This window comes from Vibrio sp. MA40-2 (assembly GCF_047302445.1).
GTDB lineage: Bacteria > Pseudomonadota > Gammaproteobacteria > Enterobacterales > Vibrionaceae > Vibrio.
The window spans coordinates 1,052,952-1,074,547 of record NZ_CP178628.1 but is presented as its reverse complement, the minus strand read 5'-3'; the positions used below and the strand labels follow the sequence as shown (position 1 = coordinate 1,074,547).

Here is a 21,596-nt window from a genome sequence, read left to right as displayed (position 1 = left end):
ATCAACAAGTGCCCACACAGATTGATATAGGTTTAAATTGTTAAAGAGCGTTCTAACTGAGTAACTCCTTTCAGGCTTACCAGCTAGGGATGCGTACTATACGCTTCCTAATTTATGAGTCAAGGTTTTTTTAAAACCTTTTTTCAAAACCAATGCACGTTGTTATTTGCTATACTCCGTGTTGGTGAGGGCGCATTATAGGCAGGTTTTATTTTCTAGCAAGATCTTTTTTCGATTATTTTTTTATATGTTGAAAAAGTACTCAAATCGTTATTTATTGGATAAAATTTAAACATTTGAGCAGAGTCACATCAATAGGTTGGAAATTATCAGTCGTTACCCGTAATATTCATAAAGCTATATATTTTTATATTTAGCTTCACATTCCATTTAATTCTTTATAACTAGACGTTGTATTCAAATATGAACTCTAAAAAATTTATTTTTTTAACAATCGCTTTAATCATTCTCGGTGCTATTATCTTTTACACGATCGCTGAGACAACTCCTCCAGCAATATCTTTTATAATAGGTGTTATTACATCCGCTTTTATTCTTAACCTTTCATGCACAACTTCTCCTAAAACGCCAAAAGACAAACCGTCAACTAAAACTCTTTATGTTGGAAACCTTCCTTATAAAGCAAATGAAGCTAATGTTCGTGATTTATTCTCTGAGCATGGTGAAGTTTTTGCTGTTCGCTTAATGAAAGACAAGCGCACAGGTAAACGCCGTGGTTTTGGATTTGTAGTAATTGCGAGTAATGACGTTGACAATGTCATTGCAAAACTTAACGATCAGGATTATATGCAACGTACATTAAAAATACGTATTGCTAATGACCCTAAACATCCTGAAACTGAATTGTCTTAATAATTTTAAAGCCTCGCTCTTTAAACGCTTTATTTAGTGCTACTTCTTTAGACGGAGTAGCACTACTATAAGCTAAGTTGTTGGTTACTCTCTCAGCCTCTGCTTTAGGATTTTTATCTTCTAATAAACAACTCACTCTTGATGCTATTGCTTTTCCTGAATCAACTAATTGTACATCTTCACCAAATACTTGCCTTATCTCTTCTTTTAATAGCGGAAAATGTGTACAACCTAATACTGCAACGTCTATCTTGTGGATTAACGGCGTTAATATACGTCCAACTAGATCAGCAGAGATATATTCGCCACGTAATTTTGCCTCCGCTATATGGACTAATTCTGTCGTTCCTAATAATAATACTTTGGTATTAGGAGAAAACTTGTCAATTAATTCGTGAGTATATTCTCTAGAGATAGTTGCAGGCGTTGCAATAAGACCAATGGCTTTTATTGCGATCATTGACGCAGGTTTAACAGCAGGAACAACACCGACTATAGGTATAGGGAATAATTTACGTAAGGAAGGAAGAACGATGGTACTTGCAGTGTTACAAGCAATAACAATAATATCGACTTTGTGCCTCTGTACAATAGAACGAATAATAGAGGTAACTCGGCTAATAAGTACATCGTGCGCAAGTTCACCATAAGGATAGCCCTGATTGTCGAACACATAGATATAATTTGCATAAGGTAATTTTTTTTTTACTTCTTGATATACCGATAAACCACCAACACCGGAATCAAAAATTAAGATCGTAGGTTGCTGAAACACGAAATATCCTTAACTAGAATAACCAGACTAATCATACGCTAATGCAGGCTATACGCAAAATAAGCAACTTATTTTTTCATTGTCCTATCCCAAATAAAAAAACCGCCCGAAGGCGGTTTCTTATAAGTTAAAACTCATAGGTAGCATTTACATAATATTCTCTATCAGGAGCAGCATAACCAATTGCAGTTTCGTATTGTTCATTAAAGACATTATTTACTTTGCCTCTCAAAACAAAATCATCACTAACCCAATAACTAACTGATAAGTCCCACAAGTTAGATGGTTCAATATAATCATCTGCGTCAGGTTGTGGTGTTGGTAAATTTAATCGCTTACCAGTGTAGATATAGGTTGTTTCTATATCAAATTTTCCTAATGATACAGAGCCAATCCATTTAAAGTTTTCTTTTGCACGACGTGCTAACTGAACATTATTGGCATCTTCATGATCTTTATATTCAGCCACAAAAGTATGATATACAGGGCCAGTTGCAAAACTAACATCTAACTCGGCACCTTTAATCTCTGCATCCACATTATCAGAATACCAATTATATTCCGGATATTGATACCAAATAATCAAATTTTTCACATCGTTTTTATAAGCAGCCAAGTTCCAATTGAAAAACGAATAATCCCCAGAAACTCCAATTTCTATATTATCGGACGTTTCTTCTTTCAAATCTGGAGTTGTCGTTAAATCAGTATATGTTGGTGCTTTAAATGCTGTGCCATAGCTCGCTCTTATTCTATGGTTATCATCTATTTGATAACCTGCAGCTAAAGACCACGTTGTATATGAATCATATTCATCATGCTTATCATGACGAAGGCTTGCTTCCATTCCCCAATCACCTTCGATAAATGAACTAGATAAAAAGATACCTGTTGTATCTCTACTTTCGCCTGCTAGACTATGTGCATAACCATAACTTATAGCATCATCTCCTAGTGATTCTCTTCTTCCCTCTATACCACCGGAAATAGTAACTTGATCTGAATACTGGTATTGGTTTGCCCATTGCAGCTGAGTCATGGTGATTTCAGCAAAGGTACTTGCGGTATCTTTTGTTTCCCCTAATGAATAATCGGCATTTTCTGTCAACTGATGATTCAAGCTTATTCTCGAGTTAAGTTGTTCGTTTTTATATTCTATTAGTCCTGTAAAACTTTCATTCTCAGAGGACCCATAGTTTAAACCATAAGAATCATACTCAACTAAACTATCAAACCAAGTAGCCGACCCATAAAAAGTTACATGGTCATTAAAGATATGTTCATATCCAACCATTCCATTTTTTGAATCAAATCCATAATCAATACTAGAATCATCATCTTTAATATTGTAACCATCAGTTTCTTCATAGCCAGCGGCTATTTGCAGGTGGCCATTTTCATTCACATCTGTTTTTACAGAAAAATTACTTTCCTTTTGGGAATTTGAACCGATACCAACCGTTACTTGCTTCCTCTCATTTCCTCGATTCGAACGAGTAATGATATTGATAACACCACCTATAGCATCAGAACCATATTTAGCGGCGACCGGACCTCTAATAACTTCGACTCGCTCCACTAAACCTATTGGATATTTATTTAAAGCAACGCCCCCTGCGGCACTATCAATACGAATACCATCAACCAGAATTAAGACATGGTCACTGTTAGTACCTCTAATATAAACCGATGCATTGTGACCTCTGCCTCCATTTTGAGCGACTTCTACACCTGGAAGCCTTTTAATAATATCAGTCAATGAGTTAGCTTGAGACACTTCTATATCTTCACGAGTGACAACCGAAATTGGCTCAAACGCAGAGGACTCAGCTTGCTCAAACCGATTAGCAGTAACGACCATGGTTTCAACATCAGAAGAAGATTGTGCAAAAGATAAAGATGGAACCGAGACTAGCGAAGCCACTGTGGCCGCTATTATAGATTTGTTCATAGTAAACCCTATTCGCGTAAATCTGAGTAAGTGTGTATTCACTTACCTACTGGCAGGTATTCGGACTTAAAAGCACGACCAAAAATAACTCAGTCTCCTAGCATCTCACTTCCCACGTATCCATCTATTGAATATCGTAGTGTGTGGTTTTCACCTTAGATGTTCGTTCTTTTTTACCGCTGCGCGTCAGTTCTGGATTCTCACCAGATTCCCTATTAAGGCTGTGGCTAAATGCCACCCTCACCAGTTTCGCAATGATACTAATTATCATTATATTAATTGTCTAGTGCTATTATTTTAAGGTTGGCATGAAACTTATTCATATGAATGCTGGACAAGCACTCTAGATTGAATAAAATCTGCGCTCCTTTGTTTCTATCTAATGGTATATCTATGGCAAGCCTTAACGTTAATCCTAATCACTATCACAAACAGTTAAATGAGAAAGCTGAATGCCTTAAAAAAATGTTTGCCGAATACGATGTGCCAGAATTAGAAGTATTTGAGTCTCCAGAAAAATACTATCGTATGAGGGCTGAATTTCGAGTTTGGCATGAAGGTGACGATCTTTATTACATTATGTTTGATCAAGAAACACGTGAGAAATATCGTGTGGATAGTTTTCCGACAGCTAGCAAGATCATCAATGATCTTATGCCTGTTCTACTTGAATCAATTAAAACTAATGATGTTTTACGCAAAAAGCTGTTCCAAGTGGATTTTCTTTCCACTTTAAGTGGTGAAATTCTTATTTCGTTGCTCTATCACCGTCAACTTGATGACTCGTGGACGACTGAAGCCAAAAACCTTAAAACTCAACTTAACGACAAAGGATTTAATCTTGACCTCATTGGTCGTGCTCGCAAAATGAAAATCGTTTTAGATAAAGACTATGTTATTGAAAAACTAAAGGTTCACGGGCAGACATACATTTATCAACAAGTAGAAAATAGCTTTACCCAACCAAATGGCGTCGTCGCGCAAAAAATGTTGGAATGGGCCGTTGATTGCACTAAAAACAGTTCAGGTGATTTGTTGGAATTGTATTGCGGCAACGGCAATTTTTCACTGGCACTAGCGCAAAATTTTGAGCGTGTTTTAGCAACAGAATTAGCCAAACCATCAGTTGTGTCAGCACAATATAATATTGCAGCAAATCAAATAGAAAACGTGCAAATTGTAAGAATGTCAGCAGAAGACTTTACTGAAGCAATGGAAGGTAAGCGAGAATTTAGACGCCTAAAACAAGAAAATATCGATCTACAAAATTACAACTGCAATACCATTTTTGTTGATCCTCCTCGAGCAGGTATGGATATAGATACCTGTAAAATGGTCCAAGGTTACGAACGTATCATGTATATATCCTGTAATCCTGAAACACTTAAAGAAAATTTAACCATACTATCTACTACTCATACGATTACACGGTTTGCTTTATTCGATCAATTTCCTTATACCCACCATATGGAAGCCGGTGTACTACTAGAAAAAATCCAACCAAAATAACAATATGTCTGTTCGTTCTTCTCACAGATAAATAAAGCCCTATCGAGTATTAACAGATAGGGCTTTACGTGGACCTTTGATAATCAGGTCTATCAAGAATAATGGATCTATTTTCGAATACTGTTAAAACAACTAAGCAACATTAAGCATTACATGTGTTGAATTATCATTGCATAGCGCGTCATGAAGGATACAAATGGCTTGCTTATATTTATCTTCTTCCACCACATATTGAACGCTTACATTACGCATTGATGACTGCAAAGCGACAGGATCAATGCCTTCTTCTATTAATGCATTGGTTCCTCTTGCTAACGCTTGGTTTGTATCCAGAAGTGAACCAATAGCGGATATCACTGAGACAACCTGAACTTTAATCGTTGCTGTTGGAAAATGTTGTTGTACACGATCAAGTACGCCATCAATACTTTCCGTGTCACCAGTCAAATAATAAGTCATTGAGTTCGCATTCATCTCTTTACTAATTAAGTTAACATCCGAGTTAGTAATGATCTGTATAAACTCTAAACTTGCATTGTCCAATTGGCATGCCATATCTTGGTCGAATAGATGTATCGCAAAAACTTTTTCTTTGCCTGCGATGATTTCCACACACTTTTCTTTAGGGTGGTAGTTATCAGAGATAAGCGTACCTGCGTGTTCGGGTTCAAAAGTATTCTTTATTTGTAACTCGATACCACTTTCTCTCAACCCTGTAGCAGCGTTGGGATGAATTGCCTCCATTCCCAAATTAGCAAGTTGGTCAGCAACGTCATAATTGGTGTTACCGATAGGTTGCACTTTATCTGCACCGACAAGTCGAGGGTCGGCAGAACTAAAGTGATATTCTTTATGTATGATGGCTAGATCAGCGTTTGTTACCGATGCAACACGGCTAAAGGTCATTTCACTGTAACCACGATCAAATTGAGACATTACCCCTTCTTTTGAAGCTGCATAGCCAGTAACAATAGGTAATTCTCTACTAACATCTATTGATTCAAAAGCTTGACGAATAGTATCGTCAATGGTGTCAGGCAGTTTTGCACTATTCCACCCAGACAAATCAACAAATTTAGCATTAACCCCTAAACGCTTTAATTTTATCGAGGTATTGTACGCGCTATGTACTTCACCAAGAGACGCAAGAGATTCTCTAATCTGCGGCAAATAGTCTGACAGTGAAAATTGACCAAATTGGCAAGCTTCAAGAATATTACTAATACATGTCTTTGCTTCTGCCACACGAGACTGAATAAATTCATCCACTGGCATTCGATCCATTGGGTCAGCAAACATATTGTCATTTACTAATAACATTCTTTGTTCAACGGCATCTAACGCATCTATCCAAGCGTCTTCATTTTGCACGATTAATTGGTATACGCCCGGTTTATCTGAACGCTTACATTCAAGCAATGCATCTGTAAATCCACCGTACGCAGACACAACAAACACTCGATTGTATAAGTTCTCACGCAATGAAGGGCGCAGTATTATGTTATCCAGCACAGTATCGAATGCTGACATTGAAGTACCGCCGATTTTTTCTACGGTATAATTCATAAGTAACCTTTTTATTTACAATTATTTTTATTTACACGAACTGTTTATTTAGGCTTTTGTCTATAGGCGCCTTTGTGACTCAACTAAAATAGTAATAAAACGGTATTGCAATGAAAGACAACCGCTCCAGAGCAAAGCGCTTATAGACAAAAGAAGGAAGAAAATACATTCGCCTCCTTTTATTCTGATTCATGCTTAATCAACTATCGGATACACGCCGTTTTTATCGTGTGTTTCACGACCAGTGATTGGAGGGTTAAAGACACAAGCCATCACCATATCTTCTTGATCGTAAGCTCTCAAATAGTGCTCATCGTGTTTATCAAGGATATACAAGGTGCCAGGTTTTATTGGATAGGTCTCTCCACCGATAACCTCTATCTCGCCCTCACCACTCATACAATATACTGATTCTAAATGATTTTTATAATGTATATGCGTTTCAGTCGCTTTATAAATTGTTGTAATGTGAAAGGAAAAGCCCATATTGTCATCTTTAAGTAACATTCGGACACTTTGCCAAGTATCGGTGGAAATCGTTCTTTCGCTATTCAGGCATTCTTCTAATGTTCTTACAATCATTCTACATTCTCCATTACGAGGCTTTTTTAAATTGAGAGGCAACGGCCGCCTCTACTGCGTCAGAAAAAATACTCATTCCTTGCTCTAATTCTTCTTGAGTAATCGTCAATGGGCTGAAAAACTTGATCACTTCTCCGTTCGGCCCAGCAGTTTCTATAACTAACCCTCGGTCAAAACATGCTTTAGTCACTTGGCTAGAGAACTCACCACTTTCACATTCAATACCCTGCATCATCCCTTTACCTTTTTTCTGAGAAAACAGGTCAGGATAGCGATTCAACATAGTATTAATATTGTCGGAAACCGTTTCGGCACATTGCTTAATATGCTGTTCAAATTTGTCATCTAACCAATAAGTTTCAATGGCTTTAGTTGCGGTAATAAAAGCGTGATTGTTTCCACGGAAAGTCCCATTATGTTCCCCTGGTTTCCAAGCATCTAATTCCGGTTTCAACAGTACAATCGCCATTGGTAAACCATAACCACTAACCGATTTTGATAGTGTTACCATATCGGGTTTAATGCCCGAAGATTCAAAACTAAAAAAGGTACCAGTTCGACCACATCCCGCTTGAATATCATCCACAATAAGTAGAACATCATTTTTTTTACAGATACGGCTTAACTCTTGAAGCCACTCATCAGAGGCAACGTTTAGTCCACCTTCACCTTGTACTGTTTCTAGTAGTACGGCGGCTGGCTTATCAATACCTGATGAATTATCTTCTAACATTGCACTGAATAGTTTGAGTCCATCAACATCTGCATAACCATCAAAAGGAAGACGAGTTACATCATTCAATGTGGTACCAGCACCTTGACGATGATGTTGATTACCTGTAGCAGCAAGTGCACCACTAGTACAACCATGGAAGCCATTGGTAAAGGCCACCACATTACTCCGGCCTGTTACATTCCGAGCAAGTTTTAATGCAGCTTCCACTGCATTGGTTCCAGTTGGCCCAGTAAATTGAACTTTGTAATTAAGATTACGAGGTTTGAATATATGTTGTTCAAGTGCCTCTAGAAAATCCGCTTTTGCTTCCGAGTGCATATCGAGTCCATGGGTGATGCCATCTTTTTCGATATACTCGAGTAACCCAAGTTTAAAAATAGGATTATTATGACCATAGTTTAGTGAACCAGCTCCAGCTAAGAAATCGAGGTAATGGTCACCAACATCTGTTTCTAGCCAACAGCCTTTTGCTTTTGAAAAAACAACTGGAAAACTGTTTGAGTAAGAGCGAACATTTGATTCTTTTCTTTTAAAAATATCCATGATTATTCCATTTCTAGTTTTTTGTTTCGTTGCGTGGAGTTAAAGGAAGTCGATATAGGTATTCAGTATCGTGGAGGCCCTTAAAGTCGAGCTCTTTATCGAGGAAGACACTAACTAAGCTTTCTTGCTCACTTTCTTGTTCCAACGTTTTAAAAAGTGCCCATGAAGAGTCATTGTCTTTGGTAATCGTTGTTTCGATGGCGGTGATATCACGTAAACAATTTCGTGCACGTAACTCACTCAACATGGTTTTAGCCAAACCTTGCCCTCGATATTTCGATGCAACTGCAACTTGCCAAATAAACAACGTCTTTGAATCATTGGGCTTCAAATAACCAGAAATGAAACCGGCCAGCTCACCCTGAAAATATGCCACTATCGATGTATCTTGAAAGTGTGTGGTTTGTAGAAAATTACAATAAGCCGAATTAGTATCAAGTGGCGGCGACTCAGCAATCAGCCTATTCACCTGCAAACCATCTTTGATACTAGGCACACTAAATTGCCAAGATATTGAGTTGGTTAATCCTTCTATTGCAGACTTACCAAACGATTCTCTCGCTGTTTGAGAGCACATCATTTCTCCTAAATATTAGTTTGAACTCTAATTAATTTCCTTTTTATTATTTACAGAAAGACGCCAACAAAGATATAAACACTGGCAATTATGTGACACATATCACATTAATGGAGACTGACGTTTACTTTCACGTCAAAGTAATTTTAGACTATCAAGATGGTTAACTCATAAAAACACAACGAAACTAAGCGATTATTGTCATGTAATCAGTCAGGAGTAGTAGAATGAAAAGTAAAGAAGTGATCAAAAATCATGGGTGAGTAAACAATAAAAAAACATCCAGATTTAAGCTATCTCAGAGAAAGAAAAAACGAGCATAAGCTCGTTTTCATTTTACGTAATCGGTTCTATCTGGAAAGCGCGATACTGCTTTATTATTTACGCAGGTTTAGCGACAAACCCAAGTTTTTTCCCTACCCAAAGCAAGAGTAATAATGTCACTATAATGGCAAAAAAGTTAGAACCAGCATCTGGATATTGTGCTTTTACAAACGCAGAATGACCAAAGGCACCGACAAAAAAGCATGCTAAACCAACCAAAGGTAAGTCTTCTGCAATTGGGTGACGCAGATAATCTTGATATAGCATCTGAACTGCCAAAACCAATGCGATTAACGGAAATATAGAAAAAGAAATTTCATTAACCGTTAACGGCGACAATAAAGCGTTACCACACATACCGGCAATAACTGCTAGGATTAATGTTTTTTTTGCGGAGTCATTTTTTTCAGGGATTGATTCATTTGACATAGTTATATCCTATTGTTTTGTCTTTCACGTTCTTTTCTGTACCAATAAGCACCTTTAGCTGTCATTCGTAATTGCATGACAAGTCTTTCAGTTAACTCTTCTCTCTCATGTTTGTTTAAATCTAACGCTTCTGCGCCAGAACTAAACACTAAGATAACTGACGCTTCTGCTTGAATGGAAGCCTCTTCTCTCTTCATTCCTGTACTTATTAAATATTCTGTCATTTCTGCGACAAAATGTTGCATCTCTCTGGCTACTGCGGCTCTAAAGTCTGGAGACGTTCCAGAGCGTTCACGTAACAATAATCTAAATACGTTTGGGCTACTTTCTATGAATTCCATAAATGTTTCGACCGAGGTTCGTATTACGCTTCCTTCTTTTACTATTCGTTGCCTTGCTTGCCTCATTAGTTGTCTTAGTAATAACCCGCCTTCATCAACCAATGTTAACCCTAACTCATCCATATCTTTGAAATGACGATAAAAAGAGGTTGGAGCGATGCCAGCTTCTCTAGCAACTTCTCTTAAACTCAAATTAGAGAAACTGCGTTCAGCACTTAATTGAGTAAATGCTGCATCAATTAATGAACGGCGTGTTTTTTCTTTTTGTAGTGCACGAATTCCCATAGGGGGTTATCTTTACCTATTGACCTAATGACTATAGGTTACTATAACTCGAATTTGTATATGTGAGAAATACACATTATCAAAGCGCAACTTATAACCATTAGATTTACATAAGTCCGTGATCATTACCACTCTATAGTGTGATCAAGATTTACCTATAGTTATAAAAAGTTACAATGATTATAAAACGTTACAATAAGTTATAATTTCGCTATCACAATGTTAAATGAAACGATGTTAAACAAAAATCAGGGAAGGCAATTCAACATGACACAACATACGCACTTTGACGTAATCGTAATTGGTAGTGGCCCAGGTGGCGAAGGGGCGGCAATGGGATTAACCAAAGCAGGGTTGAATGTCGCCATTATTGAAAAAGAGCCAAGTGTAGGCGGAGGATGTACGCATTGGGGAACGATTCCTTCTAAAGCGCTCAGACACGCCGTTAGTCGTATTATTGAATTCAACAACAACCCCATTTTTTGTCGTAATGCCAACAGTGTACACGCCTCTTTTTCCGATATTCTTGACCATGCAACAACCGTTATAGATAAACAAACTCGTCTGCGCCAAGGTTTTTATGATCGTAACCAATGCGATCTTATTTTTGGTGAAGCACATTTTGTAGAATCGAATAAAGTCGCGGTAAAGCAATCTGATGGCAGCTTTGAATATTATAGTGCCGATAAATTTGTTATTGCGACAGGTTCAAGACCATATCAACCTGCTGACGTTGATTTTACTCATAATCGAATTTATGACAGCGACTCTATCCTTTCACTGCAACATACTCCTCGTAATATTATTATCTATGGCGCAGGCGTTATTGGTTGTGAATACGCTTCTATTTTCCGCGGTTTAGACGTAAAGACAGACTTGATAAATACTCGTGATCGCCTACTTTCGTTTCTAGACAATGAAACATCCGATGCTCTTTCTTACCATTTTTGGAATAGTGGTGTCGTCATAAGAAATGATGAAACCTACGACAAAATAGAAGCCAATGATGATGGTGTCATTATTCACTTACAATCAGGCAAAAAAATGCGCGCCGATTGCTTATTGTATGCAAACGGTCGAACTGGTAATACAGACAAATTGAACCTTGAAGCAATCGGCTTATCTCCTGACTCAAGGGGAACACTGGCTATTAATGATAAATACCAAACAGATGTTGAGCATGTTTATGCTGTAGGTGATGTTATAGGTTATCCAAGTTTAGCGAGTGCTGCTTATGATCAAGGACGCTTTGTGGCGCAGAGCATCGCTAAAGGCAATGCTGACATGCATTTGATTGAAGATATTCCAACCGGAATTTACACCATTCCTGAAATTAGTTCGGTAGGGAAAACCGAGCAAGAGCTCACTGCAGCAAAAGTACCTTATGAAGTAGGACGTTCTTCATTTAAACATTTAGCTCGTGCTCAAATTGCTGGAAAAGATATTGGTAGTTTAAAAATTCTTTTCCATAGAGAAACAAAAGAAATTCTAGGTATTCATTGCTTTGGTGAACGAGCTGCAGAAATTATCCATATCGGGCAAGCAATTATGGAACAAAAAGGATCCGCAAATAATATCGAGTACTTTGTAAATACCACGTTTAACTACCCGACAATGGCAGAAGCCTACCGCGTGGCTGCACTAAACGGCCTTAATCGCTTATTTTAAACAGGCGAACTATTCGGACTTCTGTTGGTTCGGTATGTAGCTAATTTTATTTATATAACCAACATAATTGATGTCATATTAAGCCAGTGAAACTCCATCGTATAAATTTATTATACGGTTGGGTTTCACGAATCGAGTGAACGAATGCATTGAACAAAAACTAACGCTAAATAACAATCATCGGGAGCACTTAATCGCTCTAAATAAACTGTTTTTTGCGCCATTGCATAATAAAGACCACTGCTAAACTAGCTCCTCTCATCAACATAAAGCCAAGCATTGCTGCCCATAATGCGTGATTACCTTGTTCACTTAACAAATAAAATAACGAGAAAAAACTGCAAGCAGCAACAAACATACTATTGCGCATTTCTCTGCCTTTCGTGGCACCAATAAATATACCGTCCAAAATAAAACACCACATAGAACATAACGGCATAGCAACCAACCAGGGGAGAAAAACTGCCGCAATATCTCTTACTCTGTCAATATCGGTAATAGTAGCGATTAACTGATTTCCAAAAATAAAAAATAACAGTGTAAGACTCGAACAAATAACCACCCCCCAGAAAAAGGTGACCACGATAGATTGTTTTAGATCGGAACGATTCCTCGCCCCTACAGCCTTACCAACCATCGCTTCAATTGCATAAGCAAATCCATCCATTCCATAAGAAATAACCATTAGTAGGCTCATCAACACAGCATTAGCGGCAACGATGTCATCACCATAACTCGCGCCTTGAAAAGTCATGAAGCTAAATGCAGCCTGCAAACAAAGAGAACGAAGAAAAATATCCCGATTTAGTTTTATAAATCGGGATAAACCTACCGTCATTGTCGATAATCGATTTTGAATAAAAATAAATAAATTCGGCAGTAAATTTTGTCGCCAAGCTTGCACAACAAAAGAAAACCCAACCAATAAACTAATATATTCAGCGATAACTGAAGCATACGCCGCACCAGCCACTTTCCAATCTAACCAAACAACAAAGACAACATCTAAAGCAATATTAGTTAAATTAGCAATGATAACTATCCACATGGGCGCCTTGGCATTTTGCGTGCCTAATAACCAGCCTAGAAGAACATAATTAGCCAAAGTGGCAGGAGCACTCCATGCGCGAATAAAAAAATAAATTTCACCGTAGTGTTTTACTTCATCACTTGCGTTGCTCGAATTAAAAATAAATTCGCCAATCACGGTATGTAGCAACAGGAAACCAAAAGCAAATAATAATGCCATTGCTAATCCTTGCACTAAAATAATCCCTTGTTGCTCTTTTCTTTCTCCGCCAAATGCTTGTGCACTTAAACCAGTGGTCGACATTCGTAAAAAACCAAACAGCCAGAATGAAACACTGATTATTGTCCCACCAAGCGCAACGCCACCTAAAAACCAAGAATGAGATAAATGCCCAATAACCGCCGCATCAACCAGGCCTAGCAGCGGCACAGTAATATTAGATAAAACCATTGGGATCGCGAGCAGTAAAACCTGCTTATGAACAGTTGTTTTTCGCAATATAGATAAAAAAGAGTTGGCCACAATCACCTCGCTAAGTTTCATAGAGAGTGTACCGTAGCGAATTAATGATTGTCCCTTATTATTTTACCAAGACAATTCAATTAAAACAGGCGTTAACCGATTTCGAATAGAAGGAAAAACTGCTAGTGCTCGTTGCCACAACTTCCACCGGCCACAATTGTCATCCAGAGGTGAAAATAATTTAATGTACTTACACCATGGAAGCCATTGGCGAAGTGTTTCCGCTGGTTTAGCAAGGCCATGTAAATAATGTTGGCTACCAAGTCGCAAACCTAATGTTGACGACGACTTGTCACCAGCAACAACAAGGCAGGCATGACAAGAATTAAAGCGAAGACTAACAGATTGAATAAATTGGCGAACTTTACGCTCAGGAGATGGAAGCAAGGCATGTTCACAGACAATTAACACCGGCACATTAGACGGGATAGACAAGGAATCGATCCAATCAACGTCATCAACCGAGCCACAAATTAACTTATATCGCCCACTAGAGTGAAATAGTTTTTCTCGCCATAGAAGGTTTTCAGATACATCAATTTCTATCCAATGACAAATTCCGTTATCTAACCGATAAAAACGAGTATCAAGCCCTGCGCCAATATTTAACACCCAAGCATTAGGATTTTTTTCTAAAAACATTTGCACTCTTTCATCACAAATTTTTGTAATAGTGGCGTGCAATAATTGTTTTTGATTAATATCACCGGCGAGGCATTCATCAGACAGGATACAGTTTCGACAAGCATTAGCAGCAATGGGATCATAAATTAACCCATCATCAACCAAACTTTCTTGTCCTCGTAACCACATAGGCTGTAACAAGTGGGCAGGGACAGCATAATTGAGACGCTGCTGCGCCTCATTAGAACTTTTAGTTAATGGTTTAAACGTTTGTTTGTTCATTATCATTTCTCCCCAAGAAGACAATGATAATGATTATCATTTATATATGCAAGCTATATTACATCCAGTCAGTATTACGAATAATCCCTACTGCCACCCCTTCAATAGCAAGATGCTGCGATGTTAAATCAACTTGAATTGGCGAAAATTCTTCATTTTCTGCATGTAATAAAACGGTAGCGCCCTTTCTTTCTAATCGCTTAACCGTGACATCATCATCAACACGAGCTACCACTACCTGCCCATCTCTCACATCTTGAGTTTTATGAACAGCTAATAGATCCCCGTCCATAATACCAATATCCTTCATACTCTCGCCTTGAACTCGTAGCAAAAAGTCAGCTTGAGGACGAAACATAGAAGGATCAACTTTGTAGTTCGCTTCTACATGCTCCTGAGCGAGAATTGGCTCTCCCGCTGCTACTTGACCAATTAAGGGTAAACCGAGCTCGTCATTTGCACCATTTTCTTGCAGCAAAATACGGATACCTCTTGATGCGCCGGGAATGATCTCGATCGCTTGTTTTTTTGCTAATGCTTTTAAATGCTCTTCGGCAGCATTGGCTGATCGAAATCCCAACTCTCTAGCGATTTCCGCTCTTGTTGGAGGCATACCATAGACATCAATTTTATCTTTGATCAAATCGAAGACTTGTTGCTGGCGTGGGGTTAACGGCTTCATAATTCACCTGTCTTTTTATACAGTTAACTGTGAGTATATCCAGTATTTTGTAGTTTGCAATCAAAAGGTGTTATTTTTTAACCACTAAGTATCGCTATCCTTTAGTATGAGCTTTTTTCTAATGCGAAAAACACTTTCTGAGGTATAAAAATCATAAAACATTTTGATTTAGACATAAAAGCTTTATCCAGTTTCTGGTATTCTTGCGCACAAATTACTTTTAGCGAAACTTTGTCATCCATTAATACGATGCAGTTTCATCATTAGTACAACGGAAATGCACTGCATTTTTGATCACTTTTGAGGCGATACATCTAATGTCATCTGGACGAATAATTTCACGCTCACTTTTAAAACTGCCACTGTCTTTTTTAGTAAAAAGTACCGCGATCCCAACTAAGCCCATTGCAGACTTACAGATTGATATTAATAAACCTATCATCTATGCGCTGCCGTTTCGTTCAAATATTGATCTCCTAACGTTAAGAAAGAAAGCATTAGAGATCGGTTTGCCTGATCCACTCTCTCCACTTGAAGTAAACGGTAAAGTGCTTGGCCGATATGTATTTATTAGTTCTCGACCAACGATTTTAAGGAATGACAAACATATTCCTAGTGAATCAGTTGCACTCTTTCGCGACTTATTGAAATTGCATGATGAAGATCCAGGGCTTGATATTCAGGTCATCCCATCGTCTGTACTATGGGGAAGAAAGCCAGGTAAAGAAGCCGATTTAAGACCTTATCTCCGAGCCATGAATGGCCCGCAAAAAGCCGCAGCAGTTATTCTTTCGGGCCGAGATTGTATGGTCAGGTTTAGTCCAGTGGTTTCGCTTCGTTATATGGCTGACGTACATGGTACCGATAAGTCAATTGCCCATAAACTGGCAAGAGTGGCGCGTACCCATTTTTCTCGTCAAAAGCTCGCCGCTACAGGGCCAAAGCTTCCAAATAGAGAACAACTATTCACTCGCTTATTAGATTCTGAAGTCATTAAAAAAGCCATAGAAGATGAGTCTAAAAGCAAAAACATCAGTATTGAAAAAGCACGCAAAGAAGCACATTCAATATTAGACGAGATAGCGGCTAATTTTTCTTATTCATTAGTGAAAAATGGTGAACGAATTCTTGGCTGGTTTTGGAATAAGCTCTATCAAGGGCTTACTATAAATAATGCGTCGACGGTTCGTCGCTTGGCTCAAGATGGCCATGAAATTGTTTATGTTCCTTGCCATCGTAGCCACATGGATTATTTATTACTCTCTTACGTTTTATACCATGAAGGTATGGTTCCTCCTCATATTGCTGCCGGTATCAACCTAAATTTCTTCCCTGCTGGGCTTATTTTTCGTCGCGGTGGCGCATTTTTCATTCGCCGTAGTTTTAAAGGCAACAAACTCTATTCCACTATTTTTCGTGAATATTTATCAGAATTGTTCACCAAAGGTTATTCAGTTGAATATTTCAGTGAAGGCGGTCGTTCTCGTACAGGTCGATTGCTTCCAGCAAAAACCGGCATGCTAGCAATGACTATTCAAGCCATGTTACGTGAGCAAACTAGACCAGTAACATTAGTCCCCATTTATATTGGCTACGAACATGTGATGGAAGTATCAACTTATGCCAAAGAGTTACGCGGTAAGCGCAAAGAAAAGGAAAATGCAGGGCAAGTTATCAAAACGATTAGAAAACTGCGCAATTTTGGGCAAGGATATGTGAATTTTGGCCAACCTATCCCATTAAATCAGTTTCTCAATGAACAAGTACCAGCATGGAAACAAGATATTAACCCACTTGATCCACCAAGGCCTCAATGGCTAACACCAACGGTAAATAAGCTTGCGGTTAAAATGATGACTAACATAAACGATGCGGCTGCAGCTAATGCATTAACACTATGTGCTACCGCCCTGCTCGCTTCTCGTCAACGCGCTCTAGCGAAAGAAACCTTGATAACACAAATCGATTCTTATTTATCGTTGCTAAAAAATGTACCGTATTCCGATACCTTTACTATGCCAAGTGAACCGGCAGAAGAACTGGTTACGCATGCATTATCACTCGATAAGTTTGTGACCGAAACCGACACAATAGGCGATATGATTTCACTTGATCGTAATCAGTCAATTTTAATGACCTATTATCGTAATAATATTATCCATTTATTTGCTTTGCCGTCTCTGATTGCTCATCTGGTCGTTCGTCATGAAAGTTTATCTATCGACTATATAAAATCGGTTGTTCACCAGCTCTATCCTTTCCTTAAAAAGGAATTATTTTTAAACTATGACCAATCAGAATTAGATCAAACTGTAGACAACCTTCTAATCGAATTGCTAAGGCAAAAACTGGTGTGTCGTACTGAAGAGACTATTTGCATTGATCAACAAAGAATTCAATCACTCATGCTACTTGCTCGTACGATTGCCGAAACTCTTCAACGTTATGCTATTTCGGTCAATTTACTCGGGGCCAATCCTGAACTAGAAAAATCTCAACTGGAGAAAAAATGCCAAGAAGTAGCACAAAGACTTGGGCGATTACATGGTATCAATGCACCAGAATTTTTTGATAAAGGCGTCTTTACTTCACTCTTTAGTACCTTAAAAGAACAAAAATATGTCGATTCGGATGGTCGCTGCAATACTGAAAATACCCAGCGCCTTGCGGATGTGCTATCAGCATTATTGCCTACAGAAGTAAAATTAACGATTCAAGAAAGTTTATACAGTGAAATATGAGGCCGATATCCTAAATAAGACGGCTGGAGTGTGTTATTCAATAAAAATAATATTAATAGCTGATCGTATAAGCATTTAGAAGGAAATAGCGAGTATCATTTTATCTATAATGGTACTCGCTTTTAATGTTTTATTATCAATAACTAAAAAATATAGCCACTGCGATAACAAAACCAATATTATTGTTATTTAAAAATGCCTTAAAGCAATTATCTCTTTCTCTTTTCTTAATCAGGTTTTGCTGGTAAACAAATAACCCTGCTGAAACTAGAAGTCCCCAATAAAACGTAGACCCTAAATGTAACCAATTACCGAGGACAATAAATAACCCTAACGTCATAAGTTGTAGGCAACCAATAATGGTTTTATCACGTTGACCAAACAGAATAGCGGTTGATTTAACGCCTATTTTCAAATCATCCTCTCGATCCACCATCGCATATTGCGTGTCATAAGCTATTGTCCATATAGCATTTATTACGAACAACAACCAAACTGGGGTTACTAATTCATTCGCTTGTGCTGCCCACGCCATCGGAATAGCCCAACTAAAAGCTAAACCCAAAAATAATTGCGGTAAATGGGTAAATCGTTTCATAAATGGGTAGATAAACGCGAGAATTATCCCTATAAATGACAACTTAATCGTTAATTCATTCATTGTAAGAACAAGAAGAAACGACGATAAAGCCAATACAATAAATAGTATGATCGCTTCTATTGGTTTCACCATACCTGATGGCAAAGGTCTCTGTTGTGTGCGTTTAACGTGACCATCAATTTTTCTATCGGCAAAATCGTTAATAACACAACCCGCCGACCTCATTAACAATACACCTAATACGAAAACAATCAGCACATCCAGTTTAGGTCTTCCTTCAGCAGCCAGCAGTAAAGACCATAACGTTGGCCATAATAGCAGTAACGAACCAATAGGCTTATCCATTCGCATCAGTTGCCAATAAGATCGTGCTTTTGTAAAACTCATTTTACCTCCTCTTCCTTAAGATAGACCGGTGAGCCAGGAAGAAAAAGCTCGGCGACTAACATCGGTTTATTATTCATCCATAACCTTGAACGTCTAGCAACCAATCGTTGATTGGCTACCGTGATCCAACCAAATTGTAACGCATCTCGACGAACACTCTCCACACTAAAAACGGTTAACCCAAGAGGAGTATTACCTTGCTTTTGCAAATCACATGGTTGCTGGTCAAGTGAACCTTCAGGAATTAACGTCCTACCCACTAACCATTTTTGGTCATCACCGCTCAAAACCACTTCACGTAATAAACACGATGTATTATCTAATAAACTTGTTTCTTCAGACGTCATGTGAGAGGAAGAAATAATTTCATTGAAACAAACGTTAACTGTCAAGTTTTGACATTGTTTTTCTAAACGGCGCGATAATGATCCCTTTTCCAATAACCAATTCAGAGAAATATCAGAAGAATCTTTAAATAAATTGATATCTTGCCAATCTATTTGTTTTAAAGCGGTAATGTAGGTGGAAATTAGCTCTGTCATATATTTTTATTTAGTATTGATAAAAGAAGCAATTTATACTTGAATATTAGATGCTATATTGTAACAGACTAAAACACACCTATAATCCGAATCAAAATAAAGATTGCACAATTATGCTTAAACAATACGTTACTCTACTGCTTTTTATCCTAACAAGTACTTTTTCTATTCTTGCTATTGCCGATGAAGAGCAGCAACAGAGTGGACCCGAATTCGCTTATTATACTTTGTCACCAGACTTAACCACCAATGTGTATGCCGAAGGTCAACGATTAGCTTATCTACAAGTTAGAATCGATTTAATGGTCGCTGATAGTGATTATGTTGCCGAGTTAGAACAACATGCTCCTCTAATTAGAGATGCTATCGTTGAGCAAATAGGCCAGTTAACCCAAGAGCAAGCCAAAACTCTTGCCGGAAGAGAAGCGTTAAGAAAGCAACTAAAAGACAGCCTCAATAATCTATTGGTGACAGAAACCGGGAAAACACTCATTGCTGATTTATTATTTACTAAGTATCTTTATCAATAGACGCTGACTACAACTTTACCGCTCCCTTCTTTGCACAAGCACACTTTAAAACAAAATATCGTTAGTTGGTGTTTTTTTGCATATAGCCATCTAAAAAAGCTAATGCGACACCAGACAACAATCCGACTAAATGTGCGGTGTTGGCAATCGCCATGTAAGGTTGAATAAAACCTAACACCAACCAAACGAGCATAAAGACAACAATAGGTTTTGGTAAACTCAAACCTTTTTCTGGAGCTAATACACCAAGCAGCCACAAATAACCCATCAGAGCATAAACCACCCCGGATAACCCCCCAAAATTAGAATCTTCGACCCAATATTGAGCGACACCAGAAAGCGCGGCTGAAAAAATAAAAATTTGCAGAAGTTTAATCGTACCAAGTCGTTTTTCAATATCTCCGCCTAATTGCCACCACCACAATAAATTAAAAGCAATATGAGCCACTGAGAAATGAAGTAAAGCATGAGACACCCAACGCCATAATTGCCATTGTTGATGTTGAGTAGACGGGAATTTCATTACTGAAAAAACTTCTTGTCTAAATCCTAGTTGCAGAAAAACGAACAGAATGATTGCAAGAGACATAATAACCAGCGTCAGCGGACCGGCTTTGGCTTTTATCATCGCTAGTATACTTGGTGTATGGTAGCTAAATTTTTGCGTTCTGCTATCGGCTAGTTCCCATGATGCCGCCTGATATTTTTTATCTTGAGGATTCGCTAAAAATTGCTTTAACTCAGATTCCGCTTCTACTTTATCTGCTTCATTTTTTAACCAAAGCGCAAATTGGCCATCACCCTCTGGCATCAAATTCACTTCGATATGTCGAGAGGCCATGTAATCAATGAAGGCTTGAGCAAGCCTAGGGTTATCAATAACAATTAGCTTGACCATTTTTTAATTTCTCTGAGTTGGCAAGTCAGCCGCGTGCCAAGCGGTAAAGCCACCATCAACACTATAGACTTCTTCATAACCTTGGTTAATTAGATATTGAGCTGCACCTTGACTACTAATTCCGTGATAACACATAACAAGTATCGGTTGCTCAAAATCTACATCATTCATAAAAGAAACCATTGTATCATTAGTTAAATGACGCGCAGATTTGGCATGAGACGTAAAAAAAGACCCTGCATCTCGAATATCCACTAACACCGCGTCTTTTTCACGAATCAAATTATTCGCTCCAACAACATCAATATGCTTAAAGCTATCCAATTGATTCACCTTTTTAATTTTACTGTTACTCGATTGTATACCAACTGCTATTTACACCCAAGTAACATAATAACGATTTAAGTGCTTTCCTGTTTCTCAAACTAAATTACGGATTCTATTTTTTATTAATGAAACTTATCCACTGATGATTAAGTTTTCACCATCTGTGGATAAAGCTGTTAGTTACGTTGATAAAGTATAACAGTAGAAAAAGATCCACTATATGTAGTATGGATCTTCATTTTTCTGTGTATATATTAAAAACTATCCCCAA

20 protein-coding genes and 1 riboswitch are annotated in these 21,596 nt (G+C 38.0%); of the genes, 5 read left to right on the top strand and 15 right to left on the bottom strand.

Translation table 11 applies throughout. The features are described from left to right. Positions 1-423: 423 nt before the first annotated feature. Positions 424-873 (top strand): RNA recognition motif domain-containing protein, encoded by a 450-nt coding sequence (locus ACLKML_RS12595; RefSeq protein WP_413285603.1) that lies wholly within the window; start codon positions 424-426, stop codon positions 871-873. On the opposite strand, the gene murI is transcribed toward ACLKML_RS12595, so the two are convergent. Next, positions 845-1,648: a glutamate racemase gene (gene murI / locus ACLKML_RS12590; RefSeq protein WP_413285602.1), complete on the bottom strand. Its 804-nt coding sequence runs from the start codon at positions 1,646-1,648 to the stop codon at positions 845-847. The two genes, ACLKML_RS12595 and murI, sit on opposite strands and share 29 nt — an antisense overlap. A gap of 127 nt (positions 1,649-1,775) precedes the next feature. Beyond that, the gene (locus ACLKML_RS12585) at positions 1,776-3,599 is read right to left on the bottom strand and encodes a TonB-dependent receptor domain-containing protein (protein ID WP_413285601.1); all 1,824 of its coding nucleotides are present in this window, start codon (positions 3,597-3,599) and stop codon (positions 1,776-1,778) included. Positions 3,600-3,632: 33 nt separating this feature from the next. Then, a riboswitch (cobalamin riboswitch) is annotated at positions 3,633-3,862 on the bottom strand. Positions 3,863-3,992: 130 nt separating this feature from the next. Between ACLKML_RS12585 and trmA the strand changes: the two genes are divergently transcribed. Beyond that, the gene (gene trmA / locus ACLKML_RS12580) at positions 3,993-5,108 is read left to right on the top strand and encodes a tRNA (uridine(54)-C5)-methyltransferase TrmA (protein ID WP_413285600.1); all 1,116 of its coding nucleotides are present in this window, start codon (positions 3,993-3,995) and stop codon (positions 5,106-5,108) included. A 132-nt stretch (positions 5,109-5,240) separates the two neighbouring features. Here trmA and ACLKML_RS12575 read toward each other — a convergent pair whose 3' ends face one another. The 6 genes from ACLKML_RS12575 to fabR form a co-directional block, all read right to left on the bottom strand. Further along, a complete protein-coding gene (locus ACLKML_RS12575; protein WP_413285599.1) occupies positions 5,241-6,674 on the bottom strand; it encodes an aspartate kinase in 1,434 nt (477 codons plus the stop codon). A gap of 195 nt (positions 6,675-6,869) precedes the next feature. Then, entirely contained in the window at positions 6,870-7,256 is a 387-nt protein-coding gene (locus ACLKML_RS12570) for an ectoine synthase (RefSeq protein WP_317718799.1), read from the bottom strand. A gap of 13 nt (positions 7,257-7,269) precedes the next feature. Further along, complete coding sequence (ectB, locus tag ACLKML_RS12565; RefSeq protein WP_413285598.1) at positions 7,270-8,535, bottom strand: diaminobutyrate--2-oxoglutarate transaminase; 1,266 nt, start codon at positions 8,533-8,535, stop codon at positions 7,270-7,272. 13 nt (positions 8,536-8,548) lie between these two features. Continuing rightward, positions 8,549-9,112, bottom strand: a complete 564-nt coding sequence (gene ectA, locus ACLKML_RS12560; protein WP_413285878.1) for a diaminobutyrate acetyltransferase — start codon at positions 9,110-9,112, stop codon at positions 8,549-8,551. Positions 9,113-9,493: 381 nt separating this feature from the next. Further along, positions 9,494-9,865, bottom strand: a complete 372-nt coding sequence (locus tag ACLKML_RS12555; protein ID WP_413285597.1) for a YijD family membrane protein — start codon at positions 9,863-9,865, stop codon at positions 9,494-9,496. Between the two features lie 2 nt (positions 9,866-9,867). Next, entirely contained in the window at positions 9,868-10,491 is a 624-nt protein-coding gene (gene fabR / locus ACLKML_RS12550; protein WP_413285596.1) for an HTH-type transcriptional repressor FabR, read from the bottom strand. Positions 10,492-10,758: 267 nt separating this feature from the next. Here fabR and sthA point away from each other — a divergent pair, with 267 nt between their 5' ends. After that, complete coding sequence (gene sthA, locus ACLKML_RS12545; RefSeq protein ID WP_413285595.1) at positions 10,759-12,159, top strand: Si-specific NAD(P)(+) transhydrogenase; 1,401 nt, start codon at positions 10,759-10,761, stop codon at positions 12,157-12,159. A 199-nt stretch (positions 12,160-12,358) separates the two neighbouring features. On the opposite strand, the gene ACLKML_RS12540 is transcribed toward sthA, so the two are convergent. Genes ACLKML_RS12540 through lexA form a run of 3 tightly spaced genes read right to left on the bottom strand, consistent with a single transcriptional unit; the run spans position 12,359 to position 15,299 of the window. Continuing rightward, on the bottom strand, positions 12,359-13,732 hold the full coding sequence (locus ACLKML_RS12540; RefSeq protein ID WP_413285594.1) for an MATE family efflux transporter: 1,374 nt from the start codon (positions 13,730-13,732) through the stop codon (positions 12,359-12,361). A gap of 42 nt (positions 13,733-13,774) precedes the next feature. Next, complete coding sequence (locus ACLKML_RS12535; protein ID WP_413285593.1) at positions 13,775-14,617, bottom strand: class I SAM-dependent methyltransferase; 843 nt, start codon at positions 14,615-14,617, stop codon at positions 13,775-13,777. Between the two features lie 58 nt (positions 14,618-14,675). Beyond that, positions 14,676-15,299: a transcriptional repressor LexA gene (lexA, locus tag ACLKML_RS12530; RefSeq protein ID WP_413285592.1), complete on the bottom strand. Its 624-nt coding sequence runs from the start codon at positions 15,297-15,299 to the stop codon at positions 14,676-14,678. 317 nt (positions 15,300-15,616) lie between these two features. On the opposite strand from lexA, the gene plsB reads away from it, so the two are divergent. After that, positions 15,617-18,040, top strand: a complete 2,424-nt coding sequence (gene plsB / locus ACLKML_RS12525) for a glycerol-3-phosphate 1-O-acyltransferase PlsB (protein WP_413285591.1) — start codon at positions 15,617-15,619, stop codon at positions 18,038-18,040. Between the two features lie 136 nt (positions 18,041-18,176). Here the strand turns inward: plsB and ubiA are convergent, their stop codons facing one another. Next, positions 18,177-19,028, bottom strand: a complete 852-nt coding sequence (ubiA, locus tag ACLKML_RS12520; protein WP_413285590.1) for a 4-hydroxybenzoate octaprenyltransferase — start codon at positions 19,026-19,028, stop codon at positions 18,177-18,179. After that, entirely contained in the window at positions 19,025-19,570 is a 546-nt protein-coding gene (locus ACLKML_RS12515; RefSeq protein ID WP_413285589.1) for a chorismate lyase, read from the bottom strand. The genes ubiA and ACLKML_RS12515 overlap by 4 nt, the downstream gene beginning before the upstream one ends. A gap of 113 nt (positions 19,571-19,683) precedes the next feature. Here ACLKML_RS12515 and ACLKML_RS12510 point away from each other — a divergent pair, with 113 nt between their 5' ends. After that, positions 19,684-20,100, top strand: a complete 417-nt coding sequence (locus ACLKML_RS12510; protein ID WP_413285588.1) for a flagellar basal body-associated protein FliL — start codon at positions 19,684-19,686, stop codon at positions 20,098-20,100. Between the two features lie 61 nt (positions 20,101-20,161). Here ACLKML_RS12510 and glpG read toward each other — a convergent pair whose 3' ends face one another. Together glpG and glpE are read right to left on the bottom strand one after the other, a co-directional pair. Continuing rightward, positions 20,162-20,998 carry a rhomboid family intramembrane serine protease GlpG gene (gene glpG, locus ACLKML_RS12505; protein WP_413285587.1) on the bottom strand — a complete coding sequence of 279 codons (837 nt, stop codon included), beginning with the start codon at positions 20,996-20,998 and terminating at the stop codon, positions 20,162-20,164. Between the two features lie 3 nt (positions 20,999-21,001). Continuing rightward, on the bottom strand, positions 21,002-21,322 hold the full coding sequence (gene glpE, locus ACLKML_RS12500; protein ID WP_413285586.1) for a thiosulfate sulfurtransferase GlpE: 321 nt from the start codon (positions 21,320-21,322) through the stop codon (positions 21,002-21,004). Positions 21,323-21,596 lie beyond the last annotated feature (274 nt).

Excerpts from the sequence above, each read along its gene's own strand:
- ACLKML_RS12555 (WP_413285597.1), bottom strand. The coding sequence starts at position 9,865 with ATGTCAAATGAATCAATCCCTGAAAAAAATGACTCCGCAAAAAAAACA.
- ACLKML_RS12540 (WP_413285594.1), bottom strand. The coding sequence starts at position 13,732 with ATGAAACTTAGCGAGGTGATTGTGGCCAACTCTTTTTTATCTATATTG.
- ACLKML_RS12535 (WP_413285593.1), bottom strand. The coding sequence starts at position 14,617 with ATGAACAAACAAACGTTTAAACCATTAACTAAAAGTTCTAATGAGGCG.
- ACLKML_RS12585 (WP_413285601.1), bottom strand. The coding sequence starts at position 3,599 with ATGAACAAATCTATAATAGCGGCCACAGTGGCTTCGCTAGTCTCGGTT.
- ACLKML_RS12575 (WP_413285599.1), bottom strand. The coding sequence starts at position 6,674 with ATGAATTATACCGTAGAAAAAATCGGCGGTACTTCAATGTCAGCATTC.
- sthA (WP_413285595.1), top strand. The coding sequence starts at position 10,759 with ATGACACAACATACGCACTTTGACGTAATCGTAATTGGTAGTGGCCCA.
- ACLKML_RS12515 (WP_413285589.1), bottom strand. The coding sequence starts at position 19,570 with ATGACAGAGCTAATTTCCACCTACATTACCGCTTTAAAACAAATAGAT.
- ectB (WP_413285598.1), bottom strand. The coding sequence starts at position 8,535 with ATGGATATTTTTAAAAGAAAAGAATCAAATGTTCGCTCTTACTCAAAC.
- ACLKML_RS12510 (WP_413285588.1), top strand. The coding sequence starts at position 19,684 with ATGCTTAAACAATACGTTACTCTACTGCTTTTTATCCTAACAAGTACT.
- ectA (WP_413285878.1), bottom strand. The coding sequence starts at position 9,112 with ATGTGCTCTCAAACAGCGAGAGAATCGTTTGGTAAGTCTGCAATAGAA.
- glpG (WP_413285587.1), bottom strand. The coding sequence starts at position 20,998 with ATGGTCAAGCTAATTGTTATTGATAACCCTAGGCTTGCTCAAGCCTTC.
- ubiA (WP_413285590.1), bottom strand. The coding sequence starts at position 19,028 with ATGAGTTTTACAAAAGCACGATCTTATTGGCAACTGATGCGAATGGAT.
- ACLKML_RS12595 (WP_413285603.1), top strand. The coding sequence starts at position 424 with ATGAACTCTAAAAAATTTATTTTTTTAACAATCGCTTTAATCATTCTC.
- trmA (WP_413285600.1), top strand. The coding sequence starts at position 3,993 with ATGGCAAGCCTTAACGTTAATCCTAATCACTATCACAAACAGTTAAAT.
- ACLKML_RS12570 (WP_317718799.1), bottom strand. The coding sequence starts at position 7,256 with ATGATTGTAAGAACATTAGAAGAATGCCTGAATAGCGAAAGAACGATT.
- lexA (WP_413285592.1), bottom strand. The coding sequence starts at position 15,299 with ATGAAGCCGTTAACCCCACGCCAGCAACAAGTCTTCGATTTGATCAAA.
- plsB (WP_413285591.1), top strand. The coding sequence starts at position 15,617 with ATGTCATCTGGACGAATAATTTCACGCTCACTTTTAAAACTGCCACTG.
- fabR (WP_413285596.1), bottom strand. The coding sequence starts at position 10,491 with ATGGGAATTCGTGCACTACAAAAAGAAAAAACACGCCGTTCATTAATT.